General features: G+C 74.3%; 16 protein-coding genes. 1 reads left to right on the top strand and 15 read right to left on the bottom strand.

The genetic code is table 11. The annotated features are described in order from the left end of the window. Window positions 1–233: 233 nt before the first annotated feature. The 4 genes from pyk to pepN all read right to left on the bottom strand — a co-directional run bounded on the left by pyk (window position 234) and on the right by pepN (window position 7,699). Entirely contained in the window at window positions 234–1,670 is a 1,437-nt protein-coding gene (gene pyk, locus ACZ4U4_RS20305; protein WP_467876042.1) for a pyruvate kinase, read from the bottom strand. A 155-nt stretch (window positions 1,671–1,825) separates the two neighbouring features. Next, window positions 1,826–3,238, bottom strand: coding sequence for a lysine N(6)-hydroxylase/L-ornithine N(5)-oxygenase family protein (locus ACZ4U4_RS20300; protein ID WP_467876040.1), 1,413 nt, complete (start codon window positions 3,236–3,238; stop codon window positions 1,826–1,828). Then, the gene (locus tag ACZ4U4_RS20295; RefSeq protein ID WP_467876038.1) at window positions 3,238–4,845 is read right to left on the bottom strand and encodes a pyridoxal phosphate-dependent decarboxylase family protein; all 1,608 of its coding nucleotides are present in this window, start codon (window positions 4,843–4,845) and stop codon (window positions 3,238–3,240) included. The genes ACZ4U4_RS20300 and ACZ4U4_RS20295 overlap by 1 nt, the downstream gene beginning before the upstream one ends. A gap of 271 nt (window positions 4,846–5,116) precedes the next feature. Beyond that, on the bottom strand, window positions 5,117–7,699 hold the full coding sequence (gene pepN, locus ACZ4U4_RS20290) for an aminopeptidase N (protein WP_467876036.1): 2,583 nt from the start codon (window positions 7,697–7,699) through the stop codon (window positions 5,117–5,119). 194 nt (window positions 7,700–7,893) lie between these two features. Between pepN and ACZ4U4_RS20285 the strand changes: the two genes are divergently transcribed. After that, window positions 7,894–8,442 (top strand): MarR family winged helix-turn-helix transcriptional regulator, encoded by a 549-nt coding sequence (locus ACZ4U4_RS20285; RefSeq protein ID WP_467876034.1) that lies wholly within the window; start codon window positions 7,894–7,896, stop codon window positions 8,440–8,442. Between the two features lie 74 nt (window positions 8,443–8,516). Here the strand turns inward: ACZ4U4_RS20285 and ACZ4U4_RS20280 are convergent, their stop codons facing one another. The 11 genes from ACZ4U4_RS20280 to ACZ4U4_RS20230 form a co-directional block, all read right to left on the bottom strand. Continuing rightward, window positions 8,517–9,704: a serine hydrolase domain-containing protein gene (locus tag ACZ4U4_RS20280; protein WP_467876031.1), complete on the bottom strand. Its 1,188-nt coding sequence runs from the start codon at window positions 9,702–9,704 to the stop codon at window positions 8,517–8,519. A 99-nt stretch (window positions 9,705–9,803) separates the two neighbouring features. Further along, entirely contained in the window at window positions 9,804–10,841 is a 1,038-nt protein-coding gene (locus ACZ4U4_RS20275) for a Rieske 2Fe-2S domain-containing protein (protein WP_467876028.1), read from the bottom strand. A gap of 3 nt (window positions 10,842–10,844) precedes the next feature. Beyond that, on the bottom strand, window positions 10,845–11,066 hold the full coding sequence (locus ACZ4U4_RS20270; protein WP_467876025.1) for a recombinase-like helix-turn-helix domain-containing protein: 222 nt from the start codon (window positions 11,064–11,066) through the stop codon (window positions 10,845–10,847). A 23-nt stretch (window positions 11,067–11,089) separates the two neighbouring features. Continuing rightward, entirely contained in the window at window positions 11,090–12,025 is a 936-nt protein-coding gene (locus ACZ4U4_RS20265; RefSeq protein ID WP_467876457.1) for a PDR/VanB family oxidoreductase, read from the bottom strand. A 47-nt stretch (window positions 12,026–12,072) separates the two neighbouring features. Next, window positions 12,073–13,719 (bottom strand): thiamine pyrophosphate-binding protein, encoded by a 1,647-nt coding sequence (locus tag ACZ4U4_RS20260; protein WP_467876022.1) that lies wholly within the window; start codon window positions 13,717–13,719, stop codon window positions 12,073–12,075. 25 nt (window positions 13,720–13,744) lie between these two features. Beyond that, window positions 13,745–14,533, bottom strand: a complete 789-nt coding sequence (locus ACZ4U4_RS20255; protein ID WP_467876020.1) for an SDR family oxidoreductase — start codon at window positions 14,531–14,533, stop codon at window positions 13,745–13,747. Between the two features lie 59 nt (window positions 14,534–14,592). Continuing rightward, complete coding sequence (locus tag ACZ4U4_RS20250; protein ID WP_467876017.1) at window positions 14,593–15,345, bottom strand: SDR family oxidoreductase; 753 nt, start codon at window positions 15,343–15,345, stop codon at window positions 14,593–14,595. Next, complete coding sequence (locus tag ACZ4U4_RS20245; protein ID WP_467876015.1) at window positions 15,345–15,866, bottom strand: cupin domain-containing protein; 522 nt, start codon at window positions 15,864–15,866, stop codon at window positions 15,345–15,347. Before ACZ4U4_RS20245 ends, ACZ4U4_RS20250 begins: the two co-directional genes overlap by 1 nt. Before the next feature lie 34 nt (window positions 15,867–15,900). Further along, complete coding sequence (locus ACZ4U4_RS20240; protein WP_467876012.1) at window positions 15,901–16,695, bottom strand: alpha/beta fold hydrolase; 795 nt, start codon at window positions 16,693–16,695, stop codon at window positions 15,901–15,903. Next, a complete protein-coding gene (locus ACZ4U4_RS20235) occupies window positions 16,692–17,516 on the bottom strand; it encodes an aspartate dehydrogenase domain-containing protein (protein WP_467876010.1) in 825 nt (274 codons plus the stop codon). The genes ACZ4U4_RS20240 and ACZ4U4_RS20235 overlap by 4 nt, the downstream gene beginning before the upstream one ends. Beyond that, a complete protein-coding gene (locus ACZ4U4_RS20230) occupies window positions 17,513–18,439 on the bottom strand; it encodes a VOC family protein (protein ID WP_467876008.1) in 927 nt (308 codons plus the stop codon). The genes ACZ4U4_RS20235 and ACZ4U4_RS20230 overlap by 4 nt, the downstream gene beginning before the upstream one ends. Window positions 18,440–18,456: the final 17 nt, after the last annotated feature.

The raw sequence follows: 18,456 nt of genomic DNA, 5'->3' as shown, positions 1-18,456 counted from the left end.
CCGGACCTCGCTCGGCCGATCGGTGATCTTCACCCGTCATGGTGATCGCACCCCGCCGCCCCCTTCTCCAGGCCCCGGCGCTCCCCGTTCCGTATGACGTCCGCGTACGTGCCCCGTCGCCGGTGACGGCAGACAGAGGGCCGAAGCGCTGACAGGAACGGCAGTCAGAACCTCGGCCCGGCATCAACGCCCGCGCACGGGCGGCTGTTTCCTCCGGTGGAGCGGCAAAACCCCTACTCCCCGCCGTCGTCCTCGCCGATGCGGTGGACGCGGACGAGGTTGGTGGAGCCGGGGACCCCGGGCGGGGAACCGGCGGTGATGATCACCAGGTCGCCCCGCTCGCAGCGGCCGATCTTCAGCAGCTGCTCGTCGACCTGCGCGACCATCTCGTCGGTGGATTCGACCATCGGGCCGAGGAAGGTCTCCACACCCCAGGTGAGGTTGAGCTGCGAGCGGGTCGCCGGGTCGGGGGTGAAGGCGAGCAGCGGGATGGGTGAGCGGTAGCGGGAGAGGCGGCGGACGGTGTCGCCGGACTGCGTGAAGGCGACGAGGAACTTCGCGCCGAGGAAGTCGCCCATCTCGGCTGCCGCGCGGGCGACGGCGCCGCCCTGGGTGCGGGGCTTGCTGCGGTCGGTCAGCGGCGGCAGCCCCTTGGCGAGGAGGTCCTCCTCGGCCGCCTCCACGATGCGGCTCATGGTGCGGACGGTCTCGGTGGGGTGCTTCCCCACGCTCGTCTCGCCGGAGAGCATCACCGCGTCCGTGCCGTCGATGACGGCGTTGGCGACGTCGGACGCCTCGGCGCGGGTGGGCCGGGAGTTGTCGATCATCGAGTCGAGCATCTGGGTGGCGACGATGACCGGCTTGGCGTTGCGCTTGGCCAGCTTGACGGCGCGCTTCTGGACGACCGGTACGGCCTCCAGCGGCATTTCGACGCCGAGGTCGCCGCGCGCGACCATGATGCCGTCGAAGGCGGCGACGATGTCGTCGATGACCTCGACCGCCTGCGGCTTCTCGACCTTGGCGATGACGGGGAGGAAGCGGCCCTCCTCGCGCATGATGCGGTGGACGTCCTCGATGTCGCGGCCGCTGCGGACGAAGGAGAGGGCGATGAGGTCGGCGCCGGTGCGCAGCGCCCAGCGGAGGTCCTCCTCGTCCTTGTCGGAGAGGGCGGGGACGGAGACGGCGACGCCGGGGAGGTTGAGGCCCTTGTGGTCGGAGACCATGCCGCCCTCGACGACCCGGGTGTGGATGCGGGGGCCGTCGACGCCGGTGACCTCCAGGGTGACCTTGCCGTCGTCGACGAGGATGCGTTCGCCGGTGGTGACGTCGGCGGCGAGGCCGTCGTAGGTGGTGGAGCAGAGATGGCGGTCGCCCTCCACGGAGGGGTCGACGGTGATGTCGAACGTGTCGCCGCGTTCGAGAAGTACGGGCCCTTCGCGGAAGCGGCCCAGGCGGATCTTCGGGCCTTGAAGGTCGGCGAGGACGCCGACGCTGCGGCGGGTCGCCTCGGATGCCTCGCGGACCCGTGTGTAACGCGCCTCGTGATCGGCGTAGGTGCCGTGGCTGAGGTTGAGGCGTGCGATGTCCATGCCGGCGTCGACGAGGGCTTTGATCTGCTCGTACGTGTCGGTGGCCGGTCCCAGTGTGCAAACGATTTTTGCTCGGCGCATGGGGCGACCCTATGCCGTACCCACTGGTAGAGAAGGGTGGTGCGATGGCGGCTCAACGACCGCTGGTTTAAAGGTTGTTGACGAGTACGGAAATGCGCGGCCCGCCGCTCCGATGAGCGGCGGGCCGTGGTGTTCGGAGCTTGTATGGCGTGACGTCAGCTCTGCTGGGCGGGTGCCGCGTGGGGCGGGGCGGCCGTCGCGGGGGTGGTGGGGTGCGGGAGGCCGAAGGTGGTGAAGGCGGTGCGGTCGGGGAGCGGGTAGGGGGTGGTGCCGGTCAGGGAGTTGAGGATGGTGGCGCTGCGCCAGGCGGCGAGGCCGAGGTCGGGGGTGCCGACGCCGTGGCTGTGGCGTTCGGCGTTCTGGACGTGGACGGAGCCGGTGACCGCGGGGTCGAGGACGAGGCGGTGCTCGGCGTCGACGCGGGGGCGGCCGGCGGCGTCGCGGCACAGGTACGGGTCGAGGGCGGCGAGGAGGGTGTCGAGGCGGCGTTCGCGGTAGCCGGTGGCGAGGACGACGGCGTCGGTGGTCAGCCGGGTGCGGCTGTTCTGCTCGGCGTGGGCGAGGTGGAGTTCGACGCCGCCGCCGGGGGCCCGGTCGGCGGCCTCCACCTGGACACCGGGGGTGAGGACCGCGTCCGGCCAACCGCCGTGCAGGGTGCGGCGGTAGAGCTCGTCGTGGACGGCGGCGAGGGTGTCGTGGTCGATGCCCTTGTAGAGCTGCCACTGGCCGGGGACGAGGGCGTCGCGGACCGGTTCGGGCAGGGCGTGGAAGTAGCGGGTGTAGTCCGGGGTGAAGTGTTCGAGGCCGAGCTTGCTGTACTCCATGGGCGCGAAGGCGGGGGTACGGGCGAGCCAGTGGAGGCGTTCGCGGCCCTCGGGCCGGGCGCGCAGCAGATCCAGGAAGATCTCGGCGCCGGACTGGCCCGCGCCGACGACGGTGACGTGGTCGGCGGCGAGCAGCCGTTCGCGGTGGTCGAGGTAGTCGGACGAGTGCAGGACGGGTGCGGCGGGGGTCTCGGCGAGGGGGCGCAGGGCCTCCGGGAGGTGCGGGGCGGTGCCGATGCCGAGGACGAGGTTGCGGGCGTAGCTGCGGCCGAGCGCCTCGGCTTCGCCGTCGGCGTCGAGGTGGGTGTAGTCGATCTCGAAGACGGCGTGGGAGCTGTTCCAGCGGACGGCGTCGATCTGGTGGCCGAAGTGGAGGGCGGGGAGGTTTTCGCTGACCCAGCGGCAGTACGCGTCGTACTCCGCGCGGTGGATGTGGAACCGCTCGGCGAAGTAGAAGGGGTAGAGGCGGTCGCAGCTGCGGAGGTAGTTGAGGAAGCTCCAGGGGTTGGCGGGGTCGGCGAGGGTGACGAGGTCGGCGAGGAACGGGACCTGGAGGGTGGCGCCGTCGATGAGGAGGCCGGGGTGCCAGTGGAAGGCGGGGCGCTGGTCGTAGAAGGCGGTGCGCAGGCCGGTCAGGGGCTGGGCGAGCGCGGCGAGGGAGAGGTTGAAGGGGCCGATGCCGACGCCCGCCAGGTCGAGGGGGTCGGTGGGGGCGGCGGCGCCGGTGGGGTGCTCGGTGGTCATCAGGGGATGTGGCCTTCCACGAGTTTCAGGAGGTGGGCGAGGTCACCGGCGTCGGCGTGCGGGTTGAGGAGGGTGGCCTTGAGCCAGAGTCCGGTGGGGGTGGCGGCGCGGCCCAGGACGGCGTGGCCGTCGGCGAGGAGGGTGCGGCGGATCGCGGCGACGGTGGCGTCGTCCACGCCGGTGGGGCGGAAGAGGACAGTGGTGAGGGTGGGGCGGGAGTGGAGTTCGAGATGGGGGTGGTCCTCGACGAGGTCGGCGAGGGTGGTGGCGGCGGCCAGGGTGCGGTCGACGAGGTCGCCGATACCGCGGCGGCCGAGGGCCTTGAGGGTGACGGCCGCCTTGAGGATGTCGGGGCGGCGGGTGGTGCGCAGCGAGCGGCCGAGGAGGTCGGGGAGGCCGGCTTCGGTGTCGTCGTCGGCGTTGAGGTAGTCGGCGCGGTGGTCGAGGGGGGCGAGGTCGGCGGTGCCGGGGACGGCGAGGAGTCCGGCGGCGACCGGCTGCCAGCCGAGTTTGTGCAGGTCGAGGGTGACGGTGTGGGCGCGGTCCAGGCCCGCGAGGAGTCCGCGGTGGGCGTCGCTGAAGAGGAGCGCGCCGCCGTACGCCGCATCGACGTGGAAGCGCGCGCCGTGCCGGGCGGCGAGGTCGGCGAGGGCCGGGAGCGGGTCGAGGGCGCCGGAGTCGGTGGTGCCGGCGGTGGCGGTGAGCAGGACGGGGCCGTGGAGGCGGGTGAGGGCGGCGTCGACGGCGACGGGGTCGAGCACACCGCCGGGCGTGGGCACGGTGACGGGTGCGGGGAGCCCGAGGAGCCAGGCGGCGCGGTGGATGCTGTGGTGGGCGTTGGCGCCGCAGACGATCCGGAGCGGGGGCGCCTCCGGCGCGGGGGCGGGCGGTGCGGAGTCGACGGGGCCGCGCGGGGCGCCGATGAACGGAGTGAGGGTGGCGACCGGCGCGGCGCCCGCCCCGCCGGCGACGCGTCCGGCGCGGGTCCGGGCGGCCGCCGGGCGCACTCCCCCGGCGTACCGCTCCCCCGTGGTGGGCCGGGCGGTGCGGGCGGCCTCGCGGGCGAGGAGGACGGCGAGTTGGTTGGACTCGGTGCCGCCGGTGGTGAGCAGGGCGTCCGGGCCGTCGCCGGGTGCGTAGGCGTCGGCCGGGGTCCGGGCGCGCCGGGGGGCGTGCGGGAAGACGAGGGCGGCGAGTTCGCGGGTGGCGAGGGCTTCGAGGGCGGAGGCGGCGGGGGCCTGGTCCCAGGAGTCCATGGAGGGGTTGAGGGCGGACGCGGCGAGGTCGGCCGCGGCGGCGACGGCCAGCGGGGGGCAGTGCAGATGGGCGGCGCAGTGCGGGTCGGCCGGGTCGGCGGCGCCGGCGGCCAGGGTGCGGACGAGGGTGGCGAGCGCCGCGTGCGCACCGTCGCCGTCGTCGGGGAGGAGGGGGGCGCAGGTGACGCGGACGGTGCGGGCGACGGCGTCCGGTCCGCCGGCGGGGAGGGGGCCCGCGCGGTCCTCGGCGCCGGCGGTGAGGGCGTCGAGGACGGTGGAGAGGAGGGGGCGGAGCGCGCGGGGGCCTTCGATACCGCCCGCGAGGGCGGCGTCGGCGGCGGGCACAGGCATGAACGTGCCCTTCCATGTGGAGAGTTGGGGAGGGGGGTGACTGCTCCGCCGTTGCGACGGGCAGTCATGAGGCGGCCCTAAGTTACTTTCCCCGTACGGTGCGTAGCCACCGGGGGCGAACGTTCCACCCATTCGTGGGAGGCGGCGGCCGCAGATGTGTTCGGGCGGGGCGGGGAGAGGGGCGGATCGGGGCGCGCCGGACCGGACGCGCCGGGGCGGGCCGCCACATGCCCGGCGACCCGCCCCTGTGCTCCTGATCAGGTGTCAGGCATCAGTCGTCGGCCACCTCGCCGGTGGCGGCGGCCGTCCGCCCCGACCGGATGCGCAATGCGCGGGCGAGGTCGTCGAGTTGGTCGGTGAGGCCGCGGCGGAGGGCGGGGGTCGGGGCGTCCGTGGCGAGGCAGGCGTGGCCCAGGCGGAGGGTTTCCGCGTCGACGAAGGCGGCGGGGAAGGCGTACCGGGCGGCGGCCTCGGCCAGCGCCGGGCCGCGGTGGGTGGCGAGGGGGACCACGTCGGTGAAGAAGCGGGCGACGTAGGGGCGGAGGAGGTCGTGCTGCTCGGGGACCCAGAAGCCGGTGGCGGCGGCGGTGAAGAGGTAGTTGGAGGGGGCGGCTTCGGGGTCGGTGGTGAACAGTCCCTGCCAGGCGGCCTCCTTGGCGGCCGCGTCGGGCAGGGCGGCGCGGCAGCGGGCGGCGCCCTGGGTGCCGGTGGCGCTGGGGTCGCGGGAGAGTTCGTCGTCGATGCGCTCGGGGGTGAGGGCGCCGAGGGCGGCGAGACGGGCGAGGATGCGCCAGCGCAGTTCGGGGTCGAGGGCGGGGCCGCCGGGGACGCTGCCGTCGTCGAGCCAGTCCTGGATGCCTTCGGGCGAGGTGGCGTTGTCGATGAAGGCGCGGACGGCGGTCAGGCGCAGGCTCGTGGCGGTGGGGTCGGTGGCGCCCTCGGTGTGGCGGAGGATGTCGCGGCTCAGGGCGGTGAGCGTGCCCAGGGCGGTGTGGCGCTCCGCGGCGGGGAGGAAGTGGTCGGCGACGGGCATCCGGGCGAACCGCAGCACACCGGCGACGACGGCCGGGTCGGCCTCGGCGGGCAGGTGGCGGCGGGCGATGTCGAGGTACTCGGCGGGCGCGAGGTCGCCGTCGCGGACCATGTCGCGGGCGGCGTTCCACAGGACGGCCCGGGTGAGCGCGCCGCCGTCGGCGGCGGGGATGCCGGAGAGGGAGCGGGCGACGGTCTCCCAGGAGTCCGCGTCCAGGCGGACCTTGGTGTAGCTGAGGTCGCCGTCGTTGAGGACGACGAGGGCGGGGACGGGCCCGGGGAGGGTGTGGCGGGTGGTGCCCTCCTCCTGGGGGATGTCGGTCTCGAAGCGGTGGCGGAGTGTGAGCCGGGCCGGGTCGGTGGCGGCCTGGTCGTAGAGGCCGACGGCGATGCGGTGCGGGCGGCTGCCGTGGTGGTCGACGGCGAGCTGCCAGGTGTCGCCCTGCGGTTCGATGGTGGCGGTGAGGGTGTCGGGGCCGCTGGTGCGCAGCCAGCGGGCGGCCCAGCCGGGGACGTCGCGGTCGGTGTGGCGGGCGAGGGAGTCGAGGAAGTCGGCGAGGGTGGCGTTGCCGAAGCGGTGGCGGGTGAGGTGGTCGTTGATGCCCGCGAGGAAGTCCTTCTCGCCGATCCAGGCGACGAGTTGGCGCAGTGCGGAGGCGCCCTTGGCGTAGGAGATGCCGTCGAAGTTGAGGAGGGCGGAGGCGGTGTCCGGGACGTCCTCGGGGGTGGGGGCCACCGGGTGGGTGGAGGGGCGCTGGTCGGCCTCGTAGCCCCAGCTCTTGCGGACGGTGCCGAAGTCGACCCAGGTGTCGGTGAAGCGGGTGGCCTCGGAGAGGACCTGGTAGCCCATGTACTCGGCGAAGGACTCGTTGAGCCAGATGTCGTCCCACCAGCGGAGGGTGACGAGGTCGCCGAACCACATGTGGGCCATCTCGTGGGCGATGACCATGCCGCGGGTCTGGCGCTCGGTGTCGGTGACGGCGGAGCGGTAGACGAATTCGTCGCGGAAGGTGACCAGGCCCGGGTTCTCCATCGCGCCGGCGTTGAACTCCGGGACGAACGCCTGGTCGTAGGAGTCGAAGGGGTACGGCTCGTCGAAGAGGTCGCGGTAGCGGTCGTAGCAGCGGCGGGTGAGGTCGAGGAGTTCCTCGGCGTCGGCGTCGAGGTACGGCGCGAGGGAGCGGCGGCAGTGGATGCCGAAGGGCAGTCCGGCGTGCTCGGCGCGGACGGAGTGCCAGGGGCCGGCGGCGACGGCGACGAGATAGGTGGAGATCAGCGGCGTGGGGGCGGCGCGCCAGACGCCGCCGCCCTCGTGGGTGGTGACGCCGTTGGCGAGGACGGACCACTCCTCGGGGGCGGTGACGGTGAGGGCGAAGACGGACTTGAGGTCCGGCTGGTCGAAGGTGGCGAAGACGCGCTGGACGTCCTCCATGAACAGCTGGGTGTAGACGTACGTCTCGCCGTCGGCGGGGTCGGTGAAGCGGTGCATGCCCTCGCCGGTGCGGGAGTAGGCCATGCGGGCCTCGACGCGCAGCTCGTGGTCGCCGGGGGCGAGGCCGGTGAGCGGGAAGCGGTTGTCGTCGAGGAGTGCGGGGTCGAGGGGGGTGCCGTCGAGGGTGACGGCGAGCAGCGCGGCGGGCTTGACCTCGAAGAAGGTGGTGACGGGGGTGGCGTCGCCGGCGCCGTCGCGGACGGTGAAGCGGATGTCGGCGCGGGAGCCGAAGTGCTTCTCGCCCTGGGTGAGGTCGAGGTGGATGGAGTGGTTGCGGACGTCGAGGAGTCCGGCTCGGGTCTGCGCCTCGTCGCGCTGGAGTGCGGGCATGGGGTCATGCTGCCGTACCGGTCGGTTCGGCCGCACGGGGTGTGGACAACTTCACGGGGAGACGGGCCGGGCGCCTTGCGGGGCGCGGGTCCCGGGGGCTCGCGGGGCGTCCGGGGAAGCTTCAGGGGCCCGGCCTCTCAGTACTAAAGTATTCCCGGTCAGCAGGGCGGTTCGGGGGCCCGGGAGGGGTGGAGATGGCGCGCAGGTCGGCGGAGCGGTCGGATGCGGTGGCGGGGATCGTGGCGGACTGGCGGCGGGAGCGGCCCGAGCTGGACACCTCGCCGCTGGAGGTGCTGGCGCGGCTGCACCGGACGTTTCTCCGCTACAGCGCGCGGCTGACGGCGTCGGTGGAGTCGCACGGGCTGTCGGTGGCCGGGTTCGACGTGCTGACCGCGCTGCGGCGGGCGGGCCGCCCGTACCGGCGGACGGCCGGGCAGTTGGCGGACTCCGGGCTGATCTCGTCGGCGGGGGTGACGCTCCGCATCGACCGGCTGGAGAAGGACGGGCTGATCGTCCGGGAGCGGGACGCCGAGGACCGGCGGGTGGTGCGGTCGCGGCTGACGGAGGAGGGGCTGGCGCGGATCGATGCGCTCTTCGCCGAGCATCTGGAGAACGAGCGGCGGATGCTGGCCGGGCTCTCCCCCGCCGAGTGCCGTCAGCTGGCACGGTTGCTGTCGAAGCTGGAGCGGTCGATCACGGAGGCGGACGGGGCCGGGGGCGGCGAGCGAGAGCCGTCGGCCTGACCGGCAGGCGAGGCAGGGTGTGAGGGGCGGCTGCCATACGGGCGGCCGCCCTTCACGTGCACCGGCGGCGCAGCTCAGGCGGGCCGGCGCGCGGACGGGACCTTGCCGCAGAACTCCGCCTCGATGACGTCGGTGTAGAGAGTGACGTCCCGCAGCCAGTCGCCGTTGGCGTTGAACGTCAGCTGGTGCTCGCCGTCCGGGGTGCCGACCATCGCGGAGAGGGAGCCGTTGGTGCTGCCGGTCTTGCCGACGACCTTCACCCCGCAGGACAGCTGCGCGAACTCGACGCCGAGGCCGAATCCGGTGCCGCCCTCCGCCGGGACCTCGTCGAGCATCTCCGTCAGCTGCGCCCGGGGCAGCAGTCCGCCCTTCAGCAGGGCGCGCTGGAAGCGGTTGAGGTCTTCGCCGGTGAAGATGGCGTCACCGGCGGCGCCCAGCCAGGTCATGTTCTGCTCGGTGGCGTCGTGGATCTCGGCGTCCGGGCCCTTCTGGTCGAGGCGGGAGTAGGCGACGGGGTGCGGCTCGGGCATCCGGGGCGAGGTGCCGGGGAACGAGGTCCCGGTCAGCTTCAGGGGCCGGAGGATGCGGCGCGTCACCTCCTCGGCGTAGGTGCGGCCGGTCGCCTTCTCGATGACCATCCCGGCGATCACATAGGCGGTGTTCGAGTAGAACGGCTTCTTCTGCGGGTCGGGGCGGGGCGGGTACTTCAGCGCCGTCGCCACCAGCTCCTCGGGGGTGTGGGTGTCGTAGCGGTGCTCGGGGAAGCCCGGGCCGGTGGCGTCGTGGGCGAACGCGGGGTCCTCGGTGTGGTTGGCGAGGCCGCTGGTGTGGTTGAGGAGGCTGCGGAGGGTGATCTTCCGGCCGTCGTAGCCGTTGCCCTGCACCAGGCCGGGCAGCCAGGTCTCGACGGAGTCGTCCAGACTCAGCCTGCCCTCCGCCTCCAGCTGGAGCAGGACGGTGGCGATGAAGGTCTTGGTGATGCTCGCGCCGCGGAAGTGCTCGCTGCCGGGGGCGCGTTCCCGGCCGGTGGCGGTGTCGGCGTAGCCCGCCGCGGCGGACCAGCGCCGGTCGCCGTCGCGGACGGTGGCGGCGGCTCCGGGGAGCCCGCCCTGTTCGACGAGGGCGCGCAGTGCGGCGGCGGTCGCCCGGTGGTCGCCGTGCGCGGGCGGTGCGGCGTGCGCGGCCGGTGCGAGCGTCAGCGCGCCGGCGGCGAGCGCCCCGGCCAGGGCGCAGGAGACGGTTCGGGCGGTCGGTCTCTTCATGGGCGGGCCTCCCCGGTCACCGAGGGGCAGGTGTGCCCCTCGGTGACCGGGACGCCGAACGTCCGCCGCAAGGTTGAGAGTTGGGGTGCGGACCGGCCGTCAGGCGCGACCGGCGGCCAGCTCGGCCGCCTGCTTCTCGGCCTCGGCGCGGTAGAGGCGGCGGAGGCGGACGACGCCGAGGTCGTGCTGGTAGAGGTTCTCGGCGGAGTCGGCGTCGTGCGGCATCGCCTCCAGCATGATCCGGTCCTGTTCGAGGACCTGCCAGTGGCGTTCCTCGATGAGGGTGCGGTAGAGGAAGCGCCAGGTGTCGCGCTGCCAGTCGGTGACGTGGCGGTAGCGCCAGAAGAAGACGCCGCTGCGGTGTGCGTCGACGGGGCAGATCATGCCGACGATGCCGAAGGGGCCGCCGGGTCCTGCGGACGGCGGGTAGGGGATGGAGAGGTCGACCCAGTCGACGCCGGTGCGGCAGAGTTCGACCCAGTCGAAGTTGACGCCGCGCTGGTCGGTCTTCTCGAAGAAGTAGCCGCGGTCGGTCTCCCGGACGCGGAACTTGGCGGTGGTGTCGCCCTTCCCCATCGTGTGCGACTCGTGGTGCAGGAACTGCCCGTGCATCGGGTCGAGGAGGTTCTCCACGGCGTAGCGCCAGGGGACCTCCCACTCGGCGTAGCAGAGGAACGCGTCGGTGCCGGGCGCGGTGAGCGGTTCGGGCAGGGTCAGTGCGCAGGGCTCGGGGTGGAGCGCGTCGCCGAAGTAGGCGAGGATCGCGCCGCCCACCTCGCGGACCGGGGGGCTGGTGACGAGCTGCTTGCCTTCGAGGGCGCAGCCGGGCAGTCCGGGGACGGCGGTGACGGTGCCGGTGCCGTCGACCTCGACGCCGTGGTACCAGCAGGCCACGCGGTCGCCGAGGTGGCGGCCGAGGGAGAGCCGGGCGCCGCGGTGCGGGCAGCGGTCGGCGAGCATGTGGAGGCGGCCGTCGGCGCGGCGGAAGAGGAGCCAGTCCTCACCGAGCGCCCGGACCCGGCGCATCCCGCCGGGGGCGACGAAGTGGGACGGGACGACGGGGTGCCACTGGTTGCGCAGTCCGGTGGCGTAGATCCGGTCGGCGTGGCCGGTGGTCGGGGTGGTCGCTGCGGTCACGGGTCACGCTCCCAGTCGGTGCATCTCGTCGCGGAAGGACCGCTCGGTCCAGGGTTCGCCGTCGGGGGTGCGGACCTGGCGGTCGTTCAGCCCCGCGACGACGTCGGTCAGTTCGTGGCCGACCTGGGTGAAGATCTCTTCGAGGGTGTGGGCGAGCTTGATCTCGTAGGGGGTCGGTTCGTGCGTACGGGACTGGTGGATGTCGAGGTACGGACTCGGGTTCACGGTGGCTCCGGGAGTTCGGGGGGTCACAGGTCGAGGACGAGGCGGTCGCCCGCGCAGCGAGAGACACAGATCATCAGGGAGGCGCCGGCGGCCCGTTCGGCGTCGCTGAGCAGGAAGTCGCGGTGGTCGGGGGTGCCGTCCAGGACGCGGGTCTCGCAGGTGCCGCAGATGCCGTCGCGGCAGGAGCTGGGGACGGCGATGCCCGCGCCCTCGACGGCGTCGAGGATGGAGGTGCCGTCCTCGACGCGGACGGTGCGGCCGCTGCGGCGGCACTCGACGTCGAAGCCGTGGCCCTCGGCGGGCGCCGGGGCGCCGTCGGGCGGGGCGGGTGCGGCGAACCGTTCGGTGTGCAGCCGGTCGGTGAGGCCGAGGGCGGCGCAGCGCTCCTCGACGGCGGCGAGGAGGGGTTCGGGGCCGCAGCAGTAGACGAGGGTGCCGTCCGGCAGACCGGTGAGGGCGGCGTCGAGGTCGAGGTGGCCGTGGACGTCCTGGGGGCGCAGGTCGCAGCGGCCGGTGGCGCCGTCGGCCAGCGCGGTGAGCGCGTCGGCGAAGGCCATACCGGTGCGGCGGCGGCCGCCGTAGAGCAGCTGCCAGGGGATGCCGGTGCGCCGGGCGTGGCGGACCATCGGGAGCAGCGGGGTGATGCCGATGCCGCCGGCGAGGAAGAGGTAGCGGGCGGCCGGTTCGAGGGCGAAGTGGTTGCGGGGGCCCTGGACGCGGACGGTTGAGCCGGGGCGCAGCACGGTGTGGACGTGGGCGGAGCCGCCGCGGGAGTCGGGGGTGTGCAGGACGGCGACGCGGTAGCGGGTGGGGTCGTCCGGGTCGCCGCACAGCGAGTACTGGCGGATCTGCCCGCCGGTGTGCAGATCGAGGTGGGCGCCGGGCTCCCAGGGCGGCAGCGGTTTGCCGTCGGGGTGGACGAGGTCGAGGGAGAGGACGTCGTCGGCCTCCCACGTCATCCGGTGGACGAGCAGGTCGAAGGCGGTGTCGGGCACGGTCGTCCTCCTTACCGGGCGGGCAGTGCGACGGGCGGGGTGAACGGGGTCTTCATCGGGCCGAGGGCGGTGAGGTCGACCTCGACGAGGGTGGGGCCGTCGCTCGCGGTGGCCGCGGTGAGGACGGGCGCGGCGTCTTCCTCGGCGGCTATCCGGGCGTAGGGCAGGCCGGTGGCGTGGGCGAGGGCGGCGAAGTCGGGGGTGGCCAGGTCGACGCCGGAGCGGCGGTCGAAGTAGCGGTCCTGCATGTTGCGCAGCACACCGTAGCCGCCGTCGTTGAAGACGACGAGGGTCAGGCGGGGGCGTTCCTGGGCGAGGGTGAGGAGTTCGCCGAGGTGGACGGCGAGGCCGCCGTCGCCGGCCATGACGAGGGTGGGCGTGCCGGGGGTGGCCAGGGCGGCGCCGATGCCCATGCCGAGGCCCTGGCCGATGCCGCCGCCGCGCGGGAAGACGTTGGTGTGCGGGTGGTGGATCACAAGGAGGCGGTTGCCCCAGCTGCTGGCGGGGACGGTGACGTCGCGGGCGAGGACGGCTTCGGGCGGCAGCGCGGCGCGGATCGCGTCGCAGAGCGCGGCCTGCGGGCCGATGCGGTCGCGGAGTTCGGCGCGGACGGTCTCGCGGGCCGCGCGGATGCGGGCACTCCAGTCGGGGTCGGGGCCCGCGGCGGTGCGGCGGCCGTACCGGGCGGTGAGGGCGGTGAGAGTAGTGGCGGCGTCGCCATGGAGCGGGTGGGTGGCCGGGTAGGAGCGGCCGAGAGCGGCCGGGTCGTGGTCGATCTGAAGGTGGACGGCGGGCAGCTGAAGGCTCCAGTCGGCGGTTTCGTTGGAGCGGAAGTGGCTGCCGATGGTGAGCAGCAGATCGGCGTCGGCGAGGAGGGCGCGGCCGGTGGGGGTGGTGGCGAAGTTGCCGACGCAGCGGTCGTCGGTCTCGGGGACGGCGCCGCGGCCGGAGTTGGAGGTGAGCAGTCCGGCGCCGGTCCGGTCGAGGAGGGCGGTGAGTTCCGGCCCGGCGGTGGTGGCGCCGCCGCCGGCCCAGACGAGGGGGCGGCGGGCGGCGGCCAGCGCGTCGGCGGCGGCGTCGAGCGCGTCGGCGCCGGGCCGGACGGGTGCCGGTGCCCGGCGTGCGGCGGGCAGGGTCGCCGGGTCCTGGGGCGCGTACTGGAGGTCGATGGGCCATTCGACGCTGGCGGGGCCGCCGGCCGGGCCGCGGAGGTGGTCGGCGGCGGCGCGCAGGACGCGGCCGGCGCTCGCGGCGTCGGGGACGGTCGCGGCGTGGGCGCTGACGGCGCGGAGCATGCCGAGTTGGTCGCGGGTCTCGTGGATGTAGCCGCGGCCGGCGCCGAGGTGGTGGCTGTCGATCTGGCCGGTGACGTGGAGGACGCGGCTGCCGGTGGCCAGCGATTCGATCAGGGAACCCGCGGCGTTGCCCGCGCCGGTGCCCGTACTGGTGAGGGCGCAGCCGATCCCGCCGCGGGCGCGGCCGTATCCGTCGGCGGCGTTGACGGCGGTGGCCTCGTGGCGGACGGGCACGAACCGCAGATCGCGGTCGACCGCCTCGACGAGCGGCAGGTTGTGCACGCTGACGACGCCGAAGACGGTGTCGACGCCGAGGTCGCGCAGGAGGGCGACGAGCAGATCGCCGCCGTGGGGCTGGGACATGGTGCGGTCTCCCGGTGGGTGCGGGTCAGGCGGCGGAGCGGGCGACGCCGCCGCAGACGTCGAGGGCGGTGCCGGTGATGTACGAGGCGCGGGGCGCGAGGAGGGCCAGGACGGCGTAGGCGACCTCGTCGGCGCGGCCGAGGCGGCCGAGGGCGACGCCGCGGTCGGCGGCGAGTTCCGCCTGCCATGCGTCGTAGCTCTGCGCGGTGCCGGCGGCGGCGTGGCGGCGGGTCCACTGGCCGGTGTCGATGAGGCCGAGGCAGACGGAGTTGACGCGGATGGCGTCGGGGGCCAGCTCGCGGGCGAGGGAGGCGGAGAGGTTGAGGATCCCGGCGCGGGCGGCGCTGGTGGTGATCAGCCGGGGTGAGGGTTCCTTGGCGAGGACGGCGTTGATGTTGACGACGGCCGCGGCGTTCGAGGCGCGGAGGTACGGGAGGGCGGGGCGCAGGGTGTGCAGCACGCCCGCGAACTTCAGCTCCAGCTCGTCGCGCCAGTCCTCGGCGGTGGTCTCGGCGAAGCGTTTCATCCGGGACTGTCCGGCGTTGTTGACGATGCCGTCGAGGCCGCCGAAGTGGTCGGCGGCGTGGCGGACGAAGGCGGCGGTGGCGTCGGCGTCGCGGATGTCGGCGGCGCCGGTGAGCAGCCGGTCCGGTCCGGCACCGAGGCCGTCGGCGAGGGCGGTCAGCGATTCCGGGGTGCGGGCGCAGGTGGCGACGCGGGCGCCCTCGTCGAGCAGGGCGCGGACCGTGGCCAGGCCGACGCCGGAGGTGCCGCCGGTGACGAGTACGGTGCGGTCGGCGAGGCCGAGGTCCATGGGGGTCCTTCCGGGGTTCGGTGGTACCTCAACGCGCTTGCACAACAAGCAAGTTGGCGTCAGTGCATGGTGAAGCCGCCGTTGACCGCGATGACCTGGCCGGTCAGGTAGCGGGACTCCTCGCCGAGGAGGAAGGCCACCAGGCCGATGAGGTCGTCGGGGCGTTGCGGGCGGGAGACGGCGCGGCCCAGCCGGTACAGCTCATGGCGTTCGGCGGGGACGTTCTCGGTCGCCTCGCAGGCGGTGAGGCCGGGGGCGACGGCGTTCACGGTGATGCCCTTGTCGCCCAGTTCGCGGGCCATCGCCCGGGTGAGGGCGATGACGGCGCCCTTGGAGGCGATGTAGTGGGCCAGGCGCGGGGAGCCGTACAGGGCGGCGTCGGAGGCGAGGTTGACGATGCGGCCGGTGCCGTGCGCCAGGAGCTGCGGGAGCAGGGCGCGGGCGACGAGCCAGGGGCCGCGGGCGTTGACCGTCATCAGCCGGTCCCACTCCTCGACGGTGAGTTCCTGGAACTCCTTGCCGCCGACGCCGTTGGCGAGCCCGGCGTTGTTGACCAGGCCGTACAGCGGGCCGAGGGCGGCGGTGGCCTCGGCGAGGGCGTCGACGGAGGCGGGGTCGGCGACGTCGCAGCGGACGAAGTGGGCGTCGAGGCCGTCGGCGCGGAGCGCGGCGGTGGTGGCGGTGCCGCGCTCGGCGTCGAGTTCGGCGACGACGACGCGGTGGCCGTCCTCGGCGGCCCGGCGGGCCATGGCCTCCCCCAGGCCACGGCCGGCGCCGGTGACGACGACGGTGCCGGTTGCGGGGGCGGCCATCAGTCGCGGGTGACGCCGTGCATCGGCGAGTGCGCGGGGTAGGTGGGGACCTGCGGCTTCTGTGTGCCGATGACGACGCAGAACAGCGCGTCGGTGTCGCCCTCGTTCTTGAGGCTGCGGGCCACCCCGGCGGGCACGACGATCATGTCGCGGTAGCCGAGGGTGCGGTACTCGGCCTCGCCCTCGCCGCGGTGGATGCCGACGCGGACCTCGCCCTCCAGGACGAAGAACGCCTCCTCCACGTCGTGGTGGGTGTGCTCGGGGCCCTCGGCGCCGGGCGGCAGCAGCATGTTGGAGAAGGTGAAGCCGCCGGACGGCAGGATGCGGTTGTCGCCCTCGTGGTTGCCGGTGGCGCCGGATCCGACGTAGCGGATCTGGGCGCGGCGGTACTGGTCACCGGCCTTGGTCTGGAAGGCGAGGGTGTCCCAGTCGGGCTCGCGGGAGTCCTTGGTGGCGATCAGGGAGTCGGTGTACGCGGCGAGGTCGCCGCCGTTGTCGTAGGCGTCGGTGGTGAGGGGCATGGCGGAACTGCCTTTCGCGGTACGGGAGTGGTGATCAGCCGCCGAGACCGGCGGTGATGCGGAGGTGGGAGAGAACCCAGGCGTCGAACGCCGCGGGCCGCTCCTGGTTGGCGAGGTGACCGGCGTCCTTGACGATCACGTACGCCGAGCGGGGCAGCGCACCGGCGAGGAGCTGGCTCGCCTCCGGGCCGGTGACGCGGTCGAGGTCGCCGCTCAGGACGAGGGCGGGCGCGGTGATGCCGGGCAGTTCACCGCGGAGGTCGGTGACGGCCATCGCCTCGGCGGCGTGGCCGTAGCCCGGCAGCCGGACGGCGCGGGCCATGGTGTCGGTGACCCGGCGCACGAGGGCTTCGGGCGCCGCGTCGGAGACCAGCCGGGGGCCGCGGCGGGCGGCGAAGGCGCGCGGGCCGAGGGCGGCGAGTTCGGCGACGCGGGCGCGCATCCCGGCGGCCTTCTCCGGGTCGGTGCCGGAGCCCGCGCTGGACGAGGCGATGATCAGCGAGGCGACGAGGTCGGGGTGGCGGGCGGCGAGGCGGAGGGCGATGACGCCGCCCCAGGAGACGCCGAGGACATGGGCCGGGCCGCCGCGTTCGCGGATCAGGGCGGCGGCGGTGTCGGCGTAATCGTCGAGGCTCAGCGGGCCTTCGGGGTCGGCGGAGGCGCCGTAGCCGGGGGCGTCCCAGGCGAGGAGGCGCAGCCTGTCCGCGAGGCCCCCGAACTGCGGGGCGAAGGCGGCGGCGGAGGAGCCGATGCCGTGCAGGCAGAGCAGCGTCGGCCCGTCGGTGCCCGCCTGGGCGACATGCAGTCCGGCGAGGTCGTAGGCGGTCACAGGATCATCCCGGGGCGTCCGGCGAGGGCGGCGAGGGAGCGCAGCACCGCGTACGGCACGACCTGGCTGGTGGCCGGGTTGGCCGCGTCGGGCAGGTGGCGGACCTCGAACCGGTAGCTGCCGTGGCCGCCGGACGCCTCGACGACATGGCGGGTGTGGCGGGCCGCGGGGTCGGCGACGACGCTGACCCGCACCGCGTCCGGGTCGCCGACGGCGAGGGCGACGGAGGCGGCGACGTTGGTGGAGCGGGGGAACTTCGCGGGGATCTCGCGGGCGGTGCCGCACAGCACCTCGACGGGGCCGGTGGCGGTCCGCATCCGGTGCAGCAACTCCTCGTCCATCCACGGCTGTTCGAGGGTGGCGGGGAGCTTGGTGGTGGTGAGGGTGACCTCGGTGAGCGGGCCGAGGGCGCGGGCGGCCTGGAGGAGGTCGAGGCCGCCGACGGCGCCGCCGGTGAAGTAGACGCGGCCGGGTCCGGCGGCGCGCAGCCGGGCGGTGAGGGCGTCGTCGGTGAGCGCGCCGGTGGAGGCGATCAGCAGGTCGGCGCCGGCGGTGAGGATCTCCTCGCCGTGGGCCCGGACGACGCCCTGGCCCGCGGCCTCGACGAGCAGATCGCAGCGGGTCAGCGCGGTCTCCAGGGAGAGCTGCGGGGCGGGGGCGGCGTCGCCGAGCGGGCGGTTGTCGACGACGCAGGTCAGCTCGGCGCCGGGGACCTCCCCGGCGGCCAGCGCGGTGCCGACGACGCGGCCGATGGCGCCCCAGCCGATGAGGCCGACCCGGCGCGGGGCGCGGGCGGCGGGGGCGGCGGATACGGCGGTCATGCGGTTCCTTCCGGGGCGGCGAGCGGGCCGGGGTCGGGGGTGCCGGCCATGTGGCGGCGGATGGCGGGGGACGGTGGCCCGGCGGTGCCCCACAGGTCGGAGAGTTCGGGGGTGCGGCGCCAGACCCGGGCGATCCAGATGTCCTCGACGATCTGCGCGACCTCGGAGGTGTACTCGCAGACCAGGCCGGACGGGTCGGTGAAGTAGGCGAAGGTGTTGTCGCCGGGCCCGTGGCGGCCGGGCCCCCACTGCGGGGTGATGCCGTGGTGGCGCAGCCGCCCGAGGCCGCGCATGAAGTGGTCGACGGAGGTCATCTCGTACGCGACGTGGTTGAGGGACGCCCAGTCGGCCTGGTTGAAGGCGAGGCAGTGGTGGTCGGCGTTGCAGCGCAGGAAGGCCATCTGGTGCTCGGACCAGTCGGAGACCCGCAGGCCGAGGACGTCGGTGTAGAAGGCGACGGCGGCGTCGATGTCGGTGGTGTTGAGGACGGTGTGGGTGACGCCGGTGGGGACGGCGGCGTCCCGGCCGCGCGGGGCGACGGCCTCGACATGGGCACTCAGCTCCAGCAGCCGTCCCTCGGGGTCGGTGAAGCGCAGGCCGTGGCCGCCGCCGAACTGGTCGAGCGGGCCGGGGCCGTGGACGGGGACGATGCCGCGGGCTGCGAGGCGGCGGGCGGCGGCGTCGACCTCGGCGGGGGTGGCGACCGCAAAGCTGATCTTGCCGAGGGCGGGGCGGTCGGCGCGGGTGAGGGCCAGGACGTGGTGTTCGGGTCCGCTGCCGCGCAGCCAGGCGGCGCCGGGCTCGGCCTCGACGGTCTCCAGGCCCCACACCTCGCGGTAGAAGTCGGTGGCCTCGGTGACGGCGGGGGTGCGGAGTTCGACGGCGCGCAGCGCGCGGAGCCGGGCTATGGGCTCGTGGGGCATCGGTTCGGCATCCTTCG

This window comes from Streptomyces sp. NPDC029159 (assembly GCF_055564055.1).
Note: the sequence above shows the minus strand (reverse complement) of the source record. Positions and strands in the feature narration are given on the sequence as shown.

Excerpts from the sequence above, each read along its gene's own strand:
- pyk (WP_467876042.1), bottom strand. The coding sequence starts at position 1,670 with ATGCGCCGAGCAAAAATCGTTTGCACACTGGGACCGGCCACCGACACG.
- ACZ4U4_RS20300 (WP_467876040.1), bottom strand. The coding sequence starts at position 3,238 with ATGACCACCGAGCACCCCACCGGCGCCGCCGCCCCCACCGACCCCCTC.
- ACZ4U4_RS20295 (WP_467876038.1), bottom strand. The coding sequence starts at position 4,845 with ATGCCTGTGCCCGCCGCCGACGCCGCCCTCGCGGGCGGTATCGAAGGC.
- pepN (WP_467876036.1), bottom strand. The coding sequence starts at position 7,699 with ATGCCCGCACTCCAGCGCGACGAGGCGCAGACCCGAGCCGGACTCCTC.
- ACZ4U4_RS20285 (WP_467876034.1), top strand. The coding sequence starts at position 7,894 with ATGGCGCGCAGGTCGGCGGAGCGGTCGGATGCGGTGGCGGGGATCGTG.
- ACZ4U4_RS20280 (WP_467876031.1), bottom strand. The coding sequence starts at position 9,704 with ATGAAGAGACCGACCGCCCGAACCGTCTCCTGCGCCCTGGCCGGGGCG.
- ACZ4U4_RS20265 (WP_467876457.1), bottom strand. The coding sequence starts at position 12,025 with ATGACGTGGGAGGCCGACGACGTCCTCTCCCTCGACCTCGTCCACCCC.
- ACZ4U4_RS20260 (WP_467876022.1), bottom strand. The coding sequence starts at position 13,719 with ATGTCCCAGCCCCACGGCGGCGATCTGCTCGTCGCCCTCCTGCGCGAC.
- ACZ4U4_RS20255 (WP_467876020.1), bottom strand. The coding sequence starts at position 14,533 with ATGGACCTCGGCCTCGCCGACCGCACCGTACTCGTCACCGGCGGCACC.
- ACZ4U4_RS20250 (WP_467876017.1), bottom strand. The coding sequence starts at position 15,345 with ATGGCCGCCCCCGCAACCGGCACCGTCGTCGTCACCGGCGCCGGCCGT.
- ACZ4U4_RS20245 (WP_467876015.1), bottom strand. The coding sequence starts at position 15,866 with ATGCCCCTCACCACCGACGCCTACGACAACGGCGGCGACCTCGCCGCG.
- ACZ4U4_RS20235 (WP_467876010.1), bottom strand. The coding sequence starts at position 17,516 with ATGACCGCCGTATCCGCCGCCCCCGCCGCCCGCGCCCCGCGCCGGGTC.
- ACZ4U4_RS20230 (WP_467876008.1), bottom strand. The coding sequence starts at position 18,439 with ATGCCCCACGAGCCCATAGCCCGGCTCCGCGCGCTGCGCGCCGTCGAA.